Consider the following 17147-nt stretch of genomic DNA (forward strand, 5'->3'; position numbering starts at 1 on the left):
CATGAGTGAGCACGATTTGTATGTCTATCACATTGTTACTAGGAATAAAATGATTCTTGGACAAGTAATTTATTTTGATAATGACCAAAAAAACACGTTATACCGCTTCTTTTTTGAAAAGGAACAATTGAATGCCAATGGTGAAGACTTTATTCAAATTATAAATAGACATTACACAAGTGATGGCTTGATGATGGATAAAGAAAATGCAGAAGTAGCAGTTAAGTATGTAGGACAAACAATCAGAGCTATTAGAGAAGTGCTGGTTGAAATGGTTAGACTTCAAGAATATCCAGCATATCCTTCAAGATTGTCTTGCTTATATGCTGCGAAAAGTTATGAAGATGCTTTGAAGTGGAAAAACATATTTGATTCCTATCATCGGAACGTTTTGCAAATTGTTAAACTTCGGGTTGATGGCAATTACTTTGAGGGCGATGGAGACCTTTTACCTAAGGAGGATGCGACCCCTTTTTCCATAAAAATCGAGCAGGCTAGAGAATACTGGAAGGGGAATGTAAATAACGAGCTTCCGGAGCTTTTGATTAATGGGAAAATTGAAGTCGTCGAAATTATCGAGGAGTTCTCTGCTTAAGGGCTAAAGAAATTCGGGAGATACTATCACCAATCTAAACATAAGGAGATTGATTTCATAGCGAATTGGTTAATAAATTTGGACTACAAAATGAAAGTAAAAGAAAGGTGGTTCCCAAATGAAGAAGCTCGTACTTGAAAAAGCTGCACAAGAATTTGTAGAAGCTACTGCTAATCCGCCATTTCTCTTTGATTTAGGACCGGAAAAGGGTAGGAAAACAGTAGACGAAGTTCAAAATGGCCCCATAACCAAGCCGCCCGTTGACATCGAGAACGTAGCAATTCCGGGAGGACCCAACGGGGACATCTCTCTAACTATTCTTCGTCCTCAAAATAAGTCAGATACATTACCGGTGATTCTCTACACTCATGGTGCAGGCTGGGTCTTCGGAAATGCGCACACGCATGATCGATTGATTCGAGAACTAGCGGTTGGGTCTCAATCCGCGGTTGTTTTTACAAACTATAGCCTATCACCGGAAGCAAGATACCCCGTTGCAATTGAGGAAGTATTTACAGCCCTAAAATGGGTTGCCGAACAAGGCAGCGAAAAGGGATTCGATTTAAACAACATAATAGTTGCAGGGGATAGTGTCGGAGGTAACATGAGTGCTGCCATTACATTAATGGCCAAAGAGCGCGGAGGCCCTCATATCCGCAAACAGTTGCTCTTCTACCCGGTAACTGACGCTTCATTTGAGACAGAATCCTATACGGATTTTTCAACAGGATATTTCCTCCGCAAGGATGCTATGAAATGGTTCTGGGACCAGTATACGACTGACCCAAGCGAAAGAGCACAAATTACTGCCTCACCTTTAAGAGCTTCGATAGAACAACTGAAAGGACTCCCGGAAGCACTTGTAATTACAGCTGAAGCGGACGTACTAAGGGATGAAGGAGAAGCCTATGCGAATAAACTGAGAGAAGCAGGAGTTCGGGTTACTGCTGCGCGCTTCCAAGGTACAATTCATGATTTCGTCATGCTCAACGCCCTAGCGGATACAGGTGCAGCAAAAGGCGCTATTCTGTTGGCAAATTCATGGATTCGCGGATAAAAAATGCAGGTTCGAAACAATTTAATTGTTTTGGACCTGCATTTTTTTTATGTATATAAGGATACCAAGACATGCGAAAGGACATTCCATGATCAAACAGTCAGGTTAACGCAGCAAGTATAAGGGTAAAATTAACATGATGTGAAAATTTTTTAGTGGTCGAGGGAATAACGATGAATGAGCAATTGCATGACATGCAGCAAAAAGCTGCCCAATTCGAGCTGGATAGATGGTTGAATAGTAGCGTTTTTACTTGGCAGTGGTGGTTCTTGCTTATTGGTCTAATCATTCCATGGATTCTATTGCTCAAGCTGATTGACCGCAAAAGAGCACACTCTATTTGGTTTTTTGGACTAATGGTTGTAATCTTTACGTCCTTTACGGATGATCTTGGTTCAGAAATCGGTGCTTGGGTGTATCCCAATAAATTATTACCCTATTCACTTATTGGGTTTCCTTTTGACTTTTCTGTCGTTCCGGTTGCACAAATGCTGATCTATCAGTACTTTAGAACATGGAAATCTTTTACCATTGCTTTATTATTTCAAGCTGCTATTTTTGCATTTATTGGTGAACCATTCTCTATTTGGGCTCAAACGATCACTTATTATGGGTGGAACTACTTCTATTCTTTCATTTTCTATATTCTCACGGGCATTTTGACGAGAGGATTCGTCGAATACTGGAAACCAAAAAAGTGAAAGATAGCTTCGGGTTCCGCGACAACGGGGAAGCTTTCAACAATGAGTCAATAACTGTAATGCGGCTCTCATTTACTGGTGTTGCGTTCAAACAGAGGATGAAGTGCGTATACGTATATAGGGACTGGGAATTATAAGAGGAAAACGAAAGATTCAAAGTAACGGGGTAATCAAATGCTTTTCATTGCTGTGGCAATATTATTTATACTTGCGGCATGGCGTTGGGGCGACTGGAGAAATTGGCAAAAATATCATTCAACGATGTTGTATTTCTTGCTTGGAGACGTCTTTTATATGTTGCTGACCTATAATTATCCACTATGGCAGCATCAGCCAAAACCGCCAATTCATAGTTATATTGGTGTCGAGTTAAGCTGTTTGGTGGTATTTGCCTCTACAGCACTGATATTCCTTGGCTTGTACCCTCACGGAGTTGCTAAGTCAACATTGTGGATAGGTTTTTGGGTGGTCATATACTCCTTTATTGAGGTCATTTATTTGCTTACAGGAGCGATTAAACATTATAACGGTTGGACTATGTTTTATTCAATTGTATTCAATATAATCACCTTCCCATTGCTTCGATTACATTTTTGCCGGCCATTACTTGCGTATTCGATCTCAATACCAGTAACTATTGTATTATTACTTCTATTTAAAGTTCCGATTAGATGAATAAAGAATAAATTAATTTCATCTAGACGTCTTTACTTTTAATAAGTATAATTTAGGTAAATTCTGGTACGCGTAACTGGCGAAACGTAGAGGACTACGGGGGAGCGCTTATGACATATAGCCGATCGCCTGGGCAGAGTGTTTGATCCGATGGGTCAAATGCTCTTTTTATTTCTAAGGAGATGAAGTCGATGAAGAAGGCAAGGAATGTCGGAGTTGTGTTGTATAATAAGGTGGATACGTTGGATTTTACTGGGCCTCATGATGTTTTTGGGGTGGCTGGGTACTTGGGTAGCCATTTTCAGGTATTTACAGTTGCCGAAAAGGGAATCCCAGTGACAACCGTTAGCGGCATCACGATCACGCCACAATATAGCTTTGATACTTGCCCAGCGATTGACATTCTCATCGTACCAGGAGGGTTCGGAGCTCGCACAGAAATAACCAATTCACGACTGATCACCTGGATTCGCGAGGCCGCGAGTCATGCCGCAATTGTACTTTCGGTATGTACGGGAGCTCTGTTGCTGGCAAAAGCTGATTTGTTGGAGGGGCTTCGAGTGACAACAAATCGGAGGGCTTACGATCTTTTACGGAGCATGGTTTCACCAGCTACAACGGTAGTTGAGAATGTCCGGTATGTCGATAACGGCAGGATTGTCATGTCCGGTGGTGTAACTACTGGGTTCGACGCTGCATTACATGTCGTGGCAAGGATGTCTAGCGAATCATTGGCGATGGAAACAGCTGCGCTGTTAGAGTACCGTTGGCATGGTAAGCTGGACATTCGAAGAGCGGAATTGGAAGATGCGGAAGCGGTGCGTGAACTTTTGGTCAATGCGGCACGATGGATTGAGCGGACGCAAGGCTTTGTCCAGTGGCGCGAGGAAAGGTTTACGCATGCTTATGTCTCCGAATTAATTGAGCAGAATGAGTTATTTGTGGCGCACATGGATGGAGTGCCTATCGGCTGTCTATCCGTTCATTGGAGAGATGAAGAGATTTGGGGAGATCAGTTCCACGAAGATGCTGGTTATGTACATCGACTGGCTGCTTCCCGGGACTATCCAGGTATGGGAATTGGCACGCGACTGCTCAATTGGGCAGAGGGCTACATAGAAGAACAAGGCAAATCTTGGCTGCGTCTAGATTGTATGGCTGGTAACGCGGCGCTTAATGGGTATTACACCCGTGAAGGATTCACGTTTTGTGGTCGATATGAATCCCAAGGCTGGGCCGCTAGTTTGTATGAACGACGTATCTAAACGAAAGCGAGGGAATAATTATGTCATTAATCGAATTCGGTATTGTTGGTAGAGGGTGGAGAGCTGATTTTTATTTACGTATTGCAAAGGCATTGCCGCAGCGATTCGCTGTCAAGGCGATGCTTGTCCGTGACGAGGAACGCGGCAAGGAGATTGAGGATGAATGGGGTGTGAAAACCTATCGTGATATGGAATCTTTTGCTTCAAGCGGGTCGCTCATGTTTGCGGTAGTTTCTGTGCCATGGGATGCTGCGCCTTCCTGTACACTGGAGCTGGCAGAGCGGGGCATTCCGGTATTGACAGAGACACCTCCGGCTAGGGACATCCCTGGCATGATTGCCTTGTACGAGTCGCTCCGAAAGCTGAAAGGGCGCGTACAGGTAGCCGAACAGTATCTATATCAACCGATGCATGCTGCACATATTGCTTTCGCGAGGTCGGGTAAACTCGGTGACGTTTCACAAGTACAAGTCTCGGCCGCTCACGGCTATCATGGAATCAGTCTGATCCGAAAAATGCTAGGCATAGAATTCGAGAACGCTGTCATCAGGGGGCAGAGGTTTACGTCCAATCTCGTGAAAGGCCCGGGGCGTTATGGACCCCCCGAAAGTGAAGTGATCGGTGATTCCGTACAGGATATCGTTACACTTCGTTTTGGAGACAAACTGGCTCTGTTTGATTTTACAGGGGATCAGTATTTCTCTTGGATTCGCAGTAATCGAGTACTCGTTCGCGGAAGCCGCGGAGAATTAATGAACGAAACGTTCCGGTATTTGCGTGATTTCAGGACACCAATCCAGGGCGAACTCCGAAGAGTCGATACAGGACATAATGGTAACCTAGAAGGGTATTATCACCGAGGGATTACCGCTAATGATGAGTGGGTGTATGAAAATCCGTTCATTCCTGGGCGTTTATCTGACGATGAAATCGCCATTGCTACGAGTTTGGCTAAGATGGCGGACTATGTGCAAGGTGGGCCAGCATGCTATGGGTTGGAAGAGGCGATGCAGGATCATTATTTGTCTATCCTGATGCAGGCGGCAATCGAGTCAGGAGAGGAGCTCTCGACGACGACACAACCCTGGGCGTTTTAATGTGAACATGCATTAGCATAAATTAACGTATACAGAACGAGGCTGCCGGTATAATGGCAGCCTCTATTACGTGGAAGGGAACAGACCACGGATGCTCGAAGCCACGGTCACGAGAGTAATTGGGCGAAAGAAATAAAGAACAGACATACTGGAACGAGCTCTCTGTATATTCTTGTTATACATCCAATCCTTCAAGTTTCTTCTAAACTGTTGCCAGCCAAAGACTGAACGTCAGAGGAGCGATTCATCCATGACCGATTATACGGAACAGAACCGAGCGCACTGGAACGTCCGCACCGCCGTCAATGCCGCCAGTACAGCCAGATATGATATCGCAGGGTTCAAGGCAGGCAAGTCTACCCTAGGTCCGATTGAACGGGAGGAACTGCGCGATGTGGCAGGTAAGTCGTTGCTGCACCTCCAGTGTCACTTTGGTTTGGATACGCTTTCCTGGGCTCGTCTCGGTGCACAGGTTACAGGGGTAGATTTCTCAGAGGATGCGATTGCACTCGCCGAGTGTTTGAGCAAAGAAACAGGGCTGGACGCGCGCTTTCTCTGCACGGACATTTATGAACTGCCAAAGATACTCGATGATAAGTTCGATATCGTTTTTACGTCAGGCGGTGTCTTGTTTTGGCTCTCTGATCTAGATCGGTGGGCGAAGATTATCGCGCATTTCCTCAGACCTGGCGGGGTATTATACCTACAGGAGGAGCATCCGTTTCTCAATGTCTTTGATGATGCTGCCGATGTGGCCGATTTGCTCACACGCTATCCATACTTTCACACGGAGGAACCCATTCGGATCGAGGGACTTGTACCACATTCTGATCCAGGGGCTAATCAACGAGGTGTCGAGTATGTCTGGAGCTACAGTTTCAGTGATATATTGAATGCTTTGATAGCCGCAGGACTTCGCTTGGACTATCTCCATGAGTTTTCCCATGGTAGTAATCAACGATTGCCATTCATGGCACAAGGCGAGGACGGACAGTGGCGATGGAAAGACTCCGCCAACCATATTCCACTCACATTTTCGCTACAAGCCACGAAAGGTTGACTACTGTTGATACTTAGGTGCGCTTTTTTCGGACCATGTGATCGGATACGCGATAATTATAAACTTAGTTAAAGAAAGCTTGAGAAATCAAGCTTTTTTATTTTGCTCGCACCAGCTAGTGTCGGATGCTGTCGACTTGCGTGAAAATGATGTGAAGTGCTTCAAATCGTTCATATAATCTTTAGCTGTGCCAAATCTCCTGCTTACATTCAAGAATTATGGTTAATTCATAGTAAATACCATAATGGAAGGAAATGGAGTGTGGTAGGAGTGAAGAGAGGTTTATTGAGATTAGGATTGTCGCTTGCTTTATTCACTGTTCCCCTCAATACGAAGGAAGAGGAAAAGCCTCAACTGTCCTTCCCCGTTATTAGCGATATTCATGTGCAAGCTTGGGATAAGCAGTCCCATCACAAGTTCGCAGCCGCACTGCGTGATTTAAATGAGCTGAATCCGAATTCCGATGCCCTCATCATCAATGGGGATTTAACAAACGGAATGTCATCTGACTATGACAAATTAAATGAATTGTTGAACTCAAATCCGCATCCGAAGAACATTGCTTTGACAATTGGGAATCATGAGTTCTATCAAGCGTGGTTTGATCCAAACAAAGTTTGGAACGCGGATACATTCCCGAACAAGGAGTCGGAGCAAGCCTCCATACACCGATTCTTACAGCTTACGGGAGAAAAACAAGTCTACTATGATCGGATCATTCAGGGGTACCATTTTATATTTCTTGGATCAGAGCAATATCGTCAATCGAGTGAGGCCAACTTGGAAGATGCCTACCTCTCGCAAAAGCAGTTGGACTGGTTGAGTACGAAATTGAAGGCAGATGTTGATGCCAAAAAACCAGTTTTCGTTTTTTTACATCAACCATTTCCTTATAGTGTGGCGGGCACGCATTTCTGCTGTACGAATAACAGAGCGATCGTTCAACATGAGGAATTGAAAAAAATACTATCGGATTACCCTCAGGTGATTTTCTTCTCTGGCCACACCCATTGGGAGTTGAAGTTGCCGGATACGCTATTGCGGGATAAATTTACAATGGTCAATTCATCGTCCGTGGAGCAGCCCTGGACAGACAACGATCACGGCGGCGAAAAATCTTTGGGGCCAGACGAAAGCGAAGGTTTGTATGTTGAGGTATATAAAGATAGGACGATTATTAAAGGACGTGACTTTTACCGACACCGTTATATTCAAGAAGCACAATTCTCAGTGGCATTGGGGGGAAATGACAAAGAGCCAGAGCGCTTTTATGATGTGGAACAAACACCTATAACGGAGTTATTTCGTTGGCTAGTTGTAATAGGAAAAGATTGGTTTAAAGGCAGTTAGCCATTTTTATTGAGAAGAACGAAACAAATTATTCGATTTTCAACTGTATTGGGGAGGTCAAAGAGCAAGGGACAAAGCCAAGCGTAATACAACAAGATGCCGAGCTGCTGGGGGACCTAATTGAAACGTTAATCGAGAAATATCCAAGGCTTCGTTCCATTGCAATCGGAGTGCCTGGTGCCGTTAATAATGGCAAAATTATTTTTATCCCCCCGTATCAGCAGTTCTTTAACTATGATTTAAAAGGGGAATTTGTAATCCAAATTTCAAGTGTCTGTTGTCGTTGAAAATGATATGATGCATCGGTGCTTGGATATGCGTCGAACTACGAGATTGAGAACGAATCTCTCATCTAACTGAAAAAGAAAAGATGCTAAGCGATGAATGATGTGCAGCAAAAAATACTTGCTTAATTTAAGTGAATTGAATAAAACAGCACATGGGAATACTAGTAGATGAACGGAAATTTAGGTTATTTGCGTGTATGGTTGATGCAATCATTTAAGAAAGGGGCCGGGACGAAGATGAACTCGTTTCAATTTCAGAATCCGACGAAGATATTATTTGGAAAAGGTCAATTAAGCAATTTGAGAAAAGAAATTCCGGCTTATGGCAAACGCGTTTTATTTTTGTACGGCGGTGGAAGTATAAAAAAAAGCGGTCTTTACGATAAGGTTATTCATGAACTGAAGGAATTTGACGCTTTCATCGTTGAACTGCCAGGCGTGGAACCCAATCCAAGACTCACGACTGTTAATAAGGGGATTACCTTAATTAAAGAGAATCAGCTTGATTTTATTCTTGCTGTAGGCGGGGGCAGTGTGATTGATTGCGCCAAGGCAATTGCCGCTGGCGCGCCGTACAATGGTAACGTATGGGACATCGTGACGAGGAAGGTTGCTGCTCCGTCCAACGCTATTCCGATAGGTACCGTCTTGACGTTGGCGGCAACGGGCTCTGAGATGAATGGAAACTCCGTCATTACGAACTGGGAAGAAAATGAGAAACGCTACTTTGGCTCCATTCACACCTATCCTAGGTTTAGTATCCTAGATCCAGAACTTACCGCTTCCGTTCCCTTAGATCAAACGATTTATGGCACCGTCGATATCATGTCGCATGTCTTCGAACAGTATTTCCATGCTTCCAACAATGCACCGCTGCAGGAAAGAATCGGAGAAGGGATTCTGCTCACAGTCATTGAGACGGCACCAAAACTTGTGAAAGATTTGAACAATTACGAATATCGCGAAATCATGATGCTCAATGGAACATTTGCTCTGAACGGAATAACCTCAATGGGCGTAAAAACCGACTGGGCGACACATGAAATCGAACATGCCGTATCAGCCGTCCATGATATTCCGCATGGTGGAGGGCTTGCTATTCTCTTCCCGCATTGGATGGAGCATGTCGCAGCCATTCGTCCAGACAAAATCGCACAATTGGGTGTGAGAGTATTCGATTTGGCACCAGAAGGAAAAACAGAAGGTGAATTAGCAGCGGAGACGATCGAGTCTCTCAAGCGTTTCTGGAAATCTATCGGAGCACCAACTAAGCTTTCTGACTTCGGAGTAGACGATAAAGAAATTGAATTGATGTTGAAAAGTGCCATGGCCACCGATACAATCGGCAGCTATGTTCCTCTGAATAAAGAAGATGTCAGAAAGATTTTGATAAATTCGTTGTAATAAGACAGACGATAGAAGCATTGCTGCGAGTTATGAGCAATGCTTCTTTTTCTATTTTTTGGAATAAATCAACATAAAACCACACAAAATAAGAAGCGAATTCGGGAAGGGGGTATGGGCATGGAGCAAAGCATTTCAATGGATGTTAACGAAAATGTACAGATCAATTACGATGCATTACTACATATTTTTCAAAATTGTGCGGATATCGTATATAGACCATTAAAGCTTACGGATCACTCGAATATTCTACTCGTTTATATTCAAGAGATGACGGACTCGGATAGATTGGAACAGATTATTTCGGCATGCATGATTAGTCGCGATTCTGATCGATTGGAGCAGTATACAACTGTTTATCACTTATCGGAAATTGTAGCAAAGGTCTTGAAAGGCTGTACGGCCGTTTTTCTTGACGGAAAGCCTTTTGCATATTTAGCTGATCTGACTGATTTCAAACAACGCGCGATTAATGAACCCTCTAATGAAGCGTCTATTCGCGGCCCGCGTGAAGGATTTACCGAAAATCTGAAAACAAATATAAGTTTGATTCGAAGGAAAATAAGTCACCCCACTTTAAAGTTTGAAATGCATCAAGCAGGAGATCTGACCAATACGGAGTTTGTCGTTGCCTATATCGAAGAGCAGGTCAAACCCGAGTTGCTTAAAGAAGTCAGAAGAAGACTTCATTCTTTTCATACGAATCAACTGCTGGACTCTGGATATATTGAAGAATTTATCGAGGACAAGTCCTTATCCTTTTTCCCGCAAATTCAAAACACTGAGCGTCCAGACACCGTATCCGCGAGTCTATTGGCGGGCAGAGTAGCCATTATCGTCGACGGTTCTCCCAATGCTTTATTATTGCCAATGACATTTTGGTCAGGTTTTCAAGCAGCTGAAGACCATTATGAGCGCTTTTTATATGTCTCAGCAGTCAGACTTATACGGTTCTTACTAGCCATTATGTCTTGCTTACTTCCCTCCGTATATGTTGCGCTTACAACGTTCCATCCCCAGATGATTCCGCTTGCTCTAATGCTTAGTATTTCGGTATCTAGAGAAGGTATTCCGTTTCCAACCGTAATCGAAACATTATTGATGGAATTGATGTTCGAAGGATTGCGGGAAGCTGGACTTCGCTTGCCTAAAGCCATCGGTTCAGCAGTGAGCATCGTAGGGGCGCTAGTTATTGGTGAAGCAGCTGTGCAAGCTGGATTCATCTCAGCTCCTATCGTAATGATCGTTGCGGGTACGGGCATTGCATCGTTTGCTTTTCCGAGCTACAGCTTAGCATTGCCGTTTCGAATTCTACGGTTTCCGCTGCTAGTATTAGGTGGATTCTTAGGTCTGTATGGTGTTGCCATCGGGGTCATGTTCATCTTAATTCATCTTGTATCGCTTAAGTCATTCGGCGTTCCTTATTTGGCACCGGCAGCACCTATTGGGCAAAAATTCTGGAAGGATACGCTAATAAGAATGAATAGACGATACGTATCGGGGCAGCGAAAACAATGAAGAAAATGTGTTTACTCTTGTGGATGATAGTAACAATGCTAATTTCAGGATGTTGGGACAGAAATGAAATTAATGATTATGCTTTTTGGATTGGAACAGCCCTAGATTTATCAGATAACGGTAAACTTACCAAAAGTGCTCAAGTTGCTGTTCCCGCTGATTTTAAAAGCAGCAAAGGGGGAGGGGAATCCCAACAAAGAGCAAACATTGTGCTTACAGCGTCAGGAACCACCATTGTAGATTTGACACAACAAATTCAAGACAAGCTTCCCCGGAGGGTTTTCCTTGGACACCGAAGGTCCATTTTCATTGGAGAAAAGCTGGCAAAAAAAGGATTAGTTGAAATTATGGATCAATTTACTCGAAATACAGATACACGTATGCGCACGGATATTTTCGTTGTGAATAATGGAGAAGGAAAAGATGTATTAAAAATCAATAGTCCTTTTAGTCAATTCTCAGCGATTGTGGCTGTTGATCAAGATCGATTCTGCCGTTTAGGGGATACGGCCTTACGAGATGTCTTACTCGATATAGGACGAGATGGCATCCGGCCATCCATGCCGATGGTTGAAATTACACCGAATAATGAACAAGAGAAACATGAAATCATGGAAGTTAAATCCGTAGCTATTTTTAATAAAAGTTTGGCAATGGTTGGGAAAGTGAGCGGGAGGGAATCACTGGAAATGTTCTGGGTTAAAGGTGTGCTGAAAGAACAATTTCTTACGGAAGAGATGGAGGAAGGCAGCATATCTTTATACGAATCCAATTTAAAAAGATCCATTCGAACAGAAATAAATGGCAATACTATCAAAGCTTACGTGAAACTAGAGGGAATAGGAAGAGTCCTTGAGAACAACACAGATATTGATCTTTCTGTATCGTCAGAACGCATTCCGTTGGAACGTAAGCTAAATGAAATTAAAGCAAAGAAAGTAGAAGAAACGATTAAGAAAATGCAGCTTCAGCATGGTCAGGATGTGATTGGAATCGGTGAAGTCATTCATAGAGAACATCCTTACCAGTGGAAAGAACTGCGTAACAGGTGGGATCAGATATTCCCGACAGTTGAAGTAACGGTGAGTGTAAAATTGAAAATTCAGAATACGGGAGATATTGGCAAGCGCATCCCGGGATTAGGAGATAGAAAGTGAAAATCACGCCTTGGCAGTTGTTTTGGATGCTCACAACTTTAGAAATTTCAATGAGTATTTGGCTCACTGTATCTCCTACAATCGAGATGGCTAGACAAGATGCATGGATCTCATTACTAGTAGCAGGCTTAATTGGACTCGTCGTGACACTAGTATTGGTGCTCGTTAGCCAGCGGCATTCTTCTTACACTCTGGTCGAGTTTGCACAAAAGCTTTGTGGAAAGTGGGTAGGGAAGTTAATAGCTGTGCTGTATATTTTGGTGTGGTTTTCAGTATCTGCAGATATATTGCGAATATTCTCCTTATTTATCAAGCAATTTCTTTTCCATGATACGCCGATCTGGGTTATCGCGGCACTGATGGTCGCTGCGATGGTTTACATAAACTACGCAGGAAACATCGAAGCAATAGCTCGCTTTAGTGAAATGGCTGGCCCCTTACTTCTGGTTGGCATTATCATTACTTTTGGATTAAATTTAACGAATCTGCACCCAGATCTTATTTTACCTATCTTTGCAGACTCAGGGGTATTAGCTATTCTGAAGGGCTCATTCGTGAATGCATCATTTCTAGGAGAGTCTATGATGATTATGATGCTAACACCTTTTATTGTGAATTCGAAAAAGATGCTTAAACCCGCGCTGCTTGCGATTTGCATTCCATCCTTGATTGCTGTATTTGCAGCAATTTTTGTTATTATGACTTTTGGAACCAATATAGGGTCAACACTAATTTATCCATATTTTAGTATGGTTCGATTTATTAATTATTTAGAATTTATTCAAAATATGGATGTCTGGATTATGTTTATCTGGATTTTCAGCGTTTTCGTAAAGTTAGCTATCTACTTGTTTATCAACAGCTATGGAACCGCACAATTGCTAGGCATCAAGAACTGGCGGGTACTCATCGGATTTGTTGCAATAGTCGTTTTCACGATTTCCTTAATACCTGCCAATGTCATAGGTCTTTTGGATTTTGCGAAAATGGTATGGATTATATACATTTTCCCCATTTTCATCGTAGGATTACCGATTATTTTATTGTTCGTTAGTTTACTTAGAGGCCGCTCACTCACACATGAACCGAATTAAATAATGAAATACGTGATTTTCCTGGGCGAATAATTTTAAAAGTATTTGGGGGTTGATGTTACAGTTTCTCTTGCGGGTGATCCGGAGGAAGCTGCTAATCAACTGGGGGAGATGGCCTCTTAAGTCGATGTCGTGATCGACTATTTGTGGGGAAAACCAGCAGAGCTTGCGATGATTCCATTGTTGACGAATAGATCCGATCGGAGCCGGGCATTATCTTGGATTCAGATTGGTTCTGTTGCAGGTCCTACGGCTGCGGTGCCTTCCGTCGCGCTTCGATCTGCCAACTTTAGTTTGCTAGGCAGCGGCCAAGGTTCAGTCTCAACATCCGGATATGTGGCTGAAAATCCATCTCTGATCGAGGTAATTGCGGACGGCAAGCTTAAAGTGAATTCGGTATCTTTTCCGCTATCCAAAGTAGAAGAAATATGGGACGACTCTGCTTATTCCGGGCAGCGGGTCGTACTTGTACCGACGAGATAAGACATTTCCAATTAATACTTGGGGAAAATCAAAAAAGAACCTGAATAAAATATCAGGTTCTTCTTTATTGCATAAAAACGCACACGATGATATAATCAGATCACGACTGATCTTATGTATAAGGTCATAAATATTTCATCTTACAATTTAAGTGTACCATGTCGGCAAACTCTTGTCAAATGTTTATTTAATTTAATGGTTAGGAGAGATGTTGAATGGGTTCTTTAGTTATCGATTTTCAAGAAATGGAGAATACACAGCTTTCGCTCGTTGGCGGAAAAGGGTTAAATTTAGGGGAATTGTCAAAAATTCAAGACATACAGGTACCAGAAGGATTCTGCGTTACAACTGTGGGATTTCAAAAAGCAATTGAGCAAAACGATACTTATCATGGTCTGTTGGAGCGACTAAACACACTGAAAATAGAAGATCGAGATCAAATTGGTGAAATCAGCAGGAAGATTAGACAACTCATTAGTGAAGTAGAAATTCCTTCTGATGTTGTGAAAGTAGTAGCGCATTATCTTACTAAGTTTGGTGAAGAGCATGCTTATGCGGTGCGTTCTAGTGCAACTGCTGAAGATTTACCACAAGCCTCTTTTGCTGGTCAACAAGACACCTATTTAAATATCATCGGTAAAGAAGCAATCTTGCAGCATATCAGCAAGTGTTGGGCTTCCCTATATACAGACCGCGCGGTCATCTATCGTATGCAAAATGGATTTGATCACAGCCAAGTTTATTTATCCGTTATCGTTCAGAGGATGGTTTTCCCACAGGCTTCAGGAATATTATTTACTGCAGATCCCATTACTTCTAGCCGGAAGCTGTTATCCATCGATGCCAGTTACGGACTTGGAGAAGCGCTGGTCTCTGGCTTAGTCTCTGCCGATAATTATAGAGTAAAGGACGAGGAAATCGTCGATAAGAGGATATCTGCCAAAAAATTGGCTATCTATGGACGAACAGAAGGCGGAACAGAGACGCAGCAGCTCGATGCAGATCTGCAAAAGACTCAAACGCTTACTGATCAACATATTTTACAGCTAGCACGTCTAGGAAGAAAGATCGAAGCTTATTTTGGTTTCCCACAGGATATCGAATGGTGTTTGGTGGATGATGCGTTCCATATTGTCCAGAGCCGGCCTATCACGACCTTATTCCCGATCCCTGAAGCGAATGACGAAGAAAATCACGTTTATTTATCTGTTGGGCATCAACAAATGATGACCGATCCCATTAAACCATTGGGATTGTCTTTTTACTTATTAACGACTCCTGCACCTATGCGCAAAGCTGGTGGGAGGTTGTTCGTTGATGTCACCAATCATCTGGCTTCGCCCACCAGCAGAGAAAACCTACTTCATATGGCGGGACAATCCGATCCGCTCATAAAAGACGCACTTATGACCGTAATAAATCGGGGAGATTTCATAAAATCGTCTCCAGATGATGAAAATAAACAAAGCCCCAATAAAAGCAATATAGCTATGCCATCTTCGACACAAATTGAATCCGATCCATCAATCGTTTCAGATTTGATTAAGAAGAGTCAAACATCCCTTGAAGTGTTAAAGCAAAACATCCAGTCGAAATCAGGAGTGGAGTTATTCGATTTTATTCTAGAAGATTTTCAACAATTAAAGAAGATTTTATTTGACCCACAAAGCACAAGTGTATTTATGGCTGCAATGAATACTTCATCATTGATCAATGAAAAAATGCATGAGTGGTTAGGTGAAAAAAATGTTGCAGACACGCTTACTCAGTCAGTGGATAACAATATTACTTCGGAAATGGGCTTAGCGCTATTGGATGTCGCGGATGTGATTCGTCCTTTTCCAGAAGTAATTGAGTACTTGCAACATGTAAAAGACGATAGTTTTTTGGATGATCTCGTTAAATTAGATGGTGGACAGGAAACCAAGGACGCGATCAATGCTTATCTTAGCAAATACGGAATGCGATGCGCTGGAGAAATCGATGTGACGAAAACCCGTTGGAGTGAAAAACCAAGTACACTTGTCTCAATGATTCTGGGTAATATCAAAAATTTTGAACCTAATGCGGGCAAGATGAGATTTGAGCAAGGGCGACAGGAAGCTTTGGACAAAGAACAAGAGCTATTAGATCGATTGAAACAATTGCCGGATGGCCAAGAAAAAGCCGAAGAGACCAAACGAATGATCAGCTTAATTCGGAATTTCATCGGTTATCGTGAATATCCAAAATACGGCATGATTAATCGCTACTTCATATATAAGCTGGCATTGCTGAAAGAGGCCGAACAGCTCGTACAAGCTAGCATTATTCATGATAAAGAAGATATCTACTATCTCACTTTTCAAGAACTTCACGAAGTCGTACGTACAAACAAACTGGATTATCAGCTAATAAGCAAACGAAAAGACGATTACAAATTTTTTGAAAAGCTAACTCCCCCACGTGTAATCACGTCTGAAGGTGAAATCATTGCAGGTCAGTACAAACGAGAAAATCTACCAGCCAATGCCATTGTAGGTCTAGCCGTTTCTTCCGGAGTTATAGAGGGCAGAGCACGTGTCATTTTAAACATGGAAGAGGCTAATCTTGAAGATGGAGATATATTAGTCACATCCTTTACCGATCCTGGCTGGACACCTTTATTTGTATCTATAAAAGGCCTAGTCACGGAAGTTGGTGGACTGATGACTCATGGAGCTGTAATCGCGCGTGAATATGGCTTGCCGGCAGTTGTTGGCGTAGAAAATGCTACTAAACTGATAAAAGACGGGCAGCGAATTCGCGTGCATGGAACAGAAGGGTATATTGAAATATTGTAATAACTTAATACAATTAATCGGGATAGAAGGATGGTTGCTTTAACCGTCCTTCTATCCCGATTTTATTTGCTGCGCCGACCATAGTGAAATGATTCGTATGTTTCTCTGCTGTAAAGTTCCATTATGTGGTAATATGTTGAAGAGTAATTAGCTCCTAATCTAAAAGGAGGACAAAGGTGAAGTATTCGCTATATTTAGGTATATTTTCGTCATTCATATCGATAACGCTCTGGCTAGTTCTTAATTTCTACAACCCATACAATTCAGAACCAACTAATGATGTTTTAATAAGAACGGGCTGGCTTCTTTTGGCCCCAGCATGTGTAGCGTTGATAGGCTCAATAATTAATAAGCGTTTCATGATGTTCATTGCATTCTTCTGGTCACTTCCAATAAGCCTTTATTTAGCAATGACACCTAGTATTTTTAAAATGTTCATAGTTACTTCAATTTGCTACCTCTTCACCGCAATCCTTATGAGGAAGCATCAGAAAAAGCAGCTACAAAACTAATGGTCTATATTTCCTGTCAGCATGCCGAACGACATATTTCTCAAATGGAAAGTGTGAAAGAAGAGTTTAG

At 42.5% G+C, this 17147-nt stretch carries 15 protein-coding genes and 1 riboswitch; all 15 genes read left to right on the plus strand.

Annotated features, from left to right (window positions below; all coding sequences use genetic code 11):
- Nucleotide 1 precedes the first annotated feature (1 nt).
- The 15 genes from AC58UW_RS06785 (at nucleotide 2) to AC58UW_RS06855 (ending at nucleotide 17077) form a co-directional block, all read left to right on the plus strand.
- A complete protein-coding gene (locus AC58UW_RS06785; protein ID WP_497419912.1) occupies nucleotides 2-595 on the plus strand; it encodes a DUF2441 domain-containing protein in 594 nt (197 codons plus the stop codon).
- 118 nt (nucleotides 596-713) lie between these two features.
- Nucleotides 714-1652 (plus strand): alpha/beta hydrolase, encoded by a 939-nt coding sequence (locus AC58UW_RS06790; protein WP_497419913.1) that lies wholly within the window; start codon nucleotides 714-716, stop codon nucleotides 1650-1652.
- 173 nt (nucleotides 1653-1825) lie between these two features.
- Complete coding sequence (locus tag AC58UW_RS06795) at nucleotides 1826-2353, plus strand: CBO0543 family protein (protein ID WP_497419914.1); 528 nt, start codon at nucleotides 1826-1828, stop codon at nucleotides 2351-2353.
- Nucleotides 2354-2527: 174 nt separating this feature from the next.
- Nucleotides 2528-3028 carry a CBO0543 family protein gene (locus AC58UW_RS06800; protein ID WP_497419915.1) on the plus strand — a complete coding sequence of 167 codons (501 nt, stop codon included), beginning with the start codon at nucleotides 2528-2530 and terminating at the stop codon, nucleotides 3026-3028.
- Between the two features lie 62 nt (nucleotides 3029-3090).
- Nucleotides 3091-3170: riboswitch (ZMP/ZTP riboswitch) on the plus strand.
- A 49-nt stretch (nucleotides 3171-3219) separates the two neighbouring features.
- The gene (locus AC58UW_RS06805) at nucleotides 3220-4293 is read left to right on the plus strand and encodes a GNAT family N-acetyltransferase (RefSeq protein ID WP_497419916.1); all 1074 of its coding nucleotides are present in this window, start codon (nucleotides 3220-3222) and stop codon (nucleotides 4291-4293) included.
- A 20-nt stretch (nucleotides 4294-4313) separates the two neighbouring features.
- Nucleotides 4314-5390 (plus strand): Gfo/Idh/MocA family protein, encoded by a 1077-nt coding sequence (locus AC58UW_RS06810; protein WP_497419917.1) that lies wholly within the window; start codon nucleotides 4314-4316, stop codon nucleotides 5388-5390.
- Nucleotides 5391-5640: 250 nt separating this feature from the next.
- The gene (locus AC58UW_RS06815) at nucleotides 5641-6450 is read left to right on the plus strand and encodes a methyltransferase domain-containing protein (protein ID WP_497419918.1); all 810 of its coding nucleotides are present in this window, start codon (nucleotides 5641-5643) and stop codon (nucleotides 6448-6450) included.
- A gap of 270 nt (nucleotides 6451-6720) precedes the next feature.
- Entirely contained in the window at nucleotides 6721-7800 is a 1080-nt protein-coding gene (locus tag AC58UW_RS06820) for a metallophosphoesterase family protein (protein ID WP_497419919.1), read from the plus strand.
- A gap of 524 nt (nucleotides 7801-8324) precedes the next feature.
- Entirely contained in the window at nucleotides 8325-9491 is a 1167-nt protein-coding gene (locus tag AC58UW_RS06825; RefSeq protein WP_497420005.1) for an iron-containing alcohol dehydrogenase, read from the plus strand.
- Nucleotides 9492-9611: 120 nt separating this feature from the next.
- Nucleotides 9612-11009, plus strand: a complete 1398-nt coding sequence (locus tag AC58UW_RS06830; RefSeq protein ID WP_497419920.1) for a spore germination protein — start codon at nucleotides 9612-9614, stop codon at nucleotides 11007-11009.
- 5 nt (nucleotides 11010-11014) lie between these two features.
- Nucleotides 11015-12166, plus strand: coding sequence for a Ger(x)C family spore germination protein (locus AC58UW_RS06835; protein WP_497420006.1), 1152 nt, complete (start codon nucleotides 11015-11017; stop codon nucleotides 12164-12166).
- Nucleotides 12163-13260 (plus strand): GerAB/ArcD/ProY family transporter, encoded by a 1098-nt coding sequence (locus AC58UW_RS06840; protein WP_497419921.1) that lies wholly within the window; start codon nucleotides 12163-12165, stop codon nucleotides 13258-13260. Before AC58UW_RS06835 ends, AC58UW_RS06840 begins: the two co-directional genes overlap by 4 nt.
- Nucleotides 13261-13392: 132 nt before the next feature.
- On the plus strand, nucleotides 13393-13743 hold the full coding sequence (locus AC58UW_RS06845; protein WP_497419922.1) for a hypothetical protein: 351 nt from the start codon (nucleotides 13393-13395) through the stop codon (nucleotides 13741-13743).
- Between the two features lie 215 nt (nucleotides 13744-13958).
- Complete coding sequence (ppsA, locus tag AC58UW_RS06850; protein ID WP_497419923.1) at nucleotides 13959-16565, plus strand: phosphoenolpyruvate synthase; 2607 nt, start codon at nucleotides 13959-13961, stop codon at nucleotides 16563-16565.
- 176 nt (nucleotides 16566-16741) lie between these two features.
- Complete coding sequence (locus AC58UW_RS06855; RefSeq protein WP_497419924.1) at nucleotides 16742-17077, plus strand: hypothetical protein; 336 nt, start codon at nucleotides 16742-16744, stop codon at nucleotides 17075-17077.
- Nucleotides 17078-17147: the final 70 nt, after the last annotated feature.

This window comes from Paenibacillus sp. J22R160 (genome assembly GCF_059692135.1).

Excerpts from the sequence above, each read along its gene's own strand:
- AC58UW_RS06810 (WP_497419917.1), top strand. The coding sequence starts at position 4,314 with ATGTCATTAATCGAATTCGGTATTGTTGGTAGAGGGTGGAGAGCTGAT.
- AC58UW_RS06800 (WP_497419915.1), top strand. The coding sequence starts at position 2,528 with ATGCTTTTCATTGCTGTGGCAATATTATTTATACTTGCGGCATGGCGT.
- AC58UW_RS06830 (WP_497419920.1), top strand. The coding sequence starts at position 9,612 with ATGGAGCAAAGCATTTCAATGGATGTTAACGAAAATGTACAGATCAAT.
- AC58UW_RS06835 (WP_497420006.1), top strand. The coding sequence starts at position 11,015 with ATGTGTTTACTCTTGTGGATGATAGTAACAATGCTAATTTCAGGATGT.
- AC58UW_RS06795 (WP_497419914.1), top strand. The coding sequence starts at position 1,826 with ATGAATGAGCAATTGCATGACATGCAGCAAAAAGCTGCCCAATTCGAG.
- AC58UW_RS06825 (WP_497420005.1), top strand. The coding sequence starts at position 8,325 with ATGAACTCGTTTCAATTTCAGAATCCGACGAAGATATTATTTGGAAAA.
- AC58UW_RS06790 (WP_497419913.1), top strand. The coding sequence starts at position 714 with ATGAAGAAGCTCGTACTTGAAAAAGCTGCACAAGAATTTGTAGAAGCT.
- AC58UW_RS06805 (WP_497419916.1), top strand. The coding sequence starts at position 3,220 with ATGAAGAAGGCAAGGAATGTCGGAGTTGTGTTGTATAATAAGGTGGAT.
- AC58UW_RS06815 (WP_497419918.1), top strand. The coding sequence starts at position 5,641 with ATGACCGATTATACGGAACAGAACCGAGCGCACTGGAACGTCCGCACC.
- AC58UW_RS06785 (WP_497419912.1), top strand. The coding sequence starts at position 2 with ATGAGTGAGCACGATTTGTATGTCTATCACATTGTTACTAGGAATAAA.
- ppsA (WP_497419923.1), top strand. The coding sequence starts at position 13,959 with ATGGGTTCTTTAGTTATCGATTTTCAAGAAATGGAGAATACACAGCTT.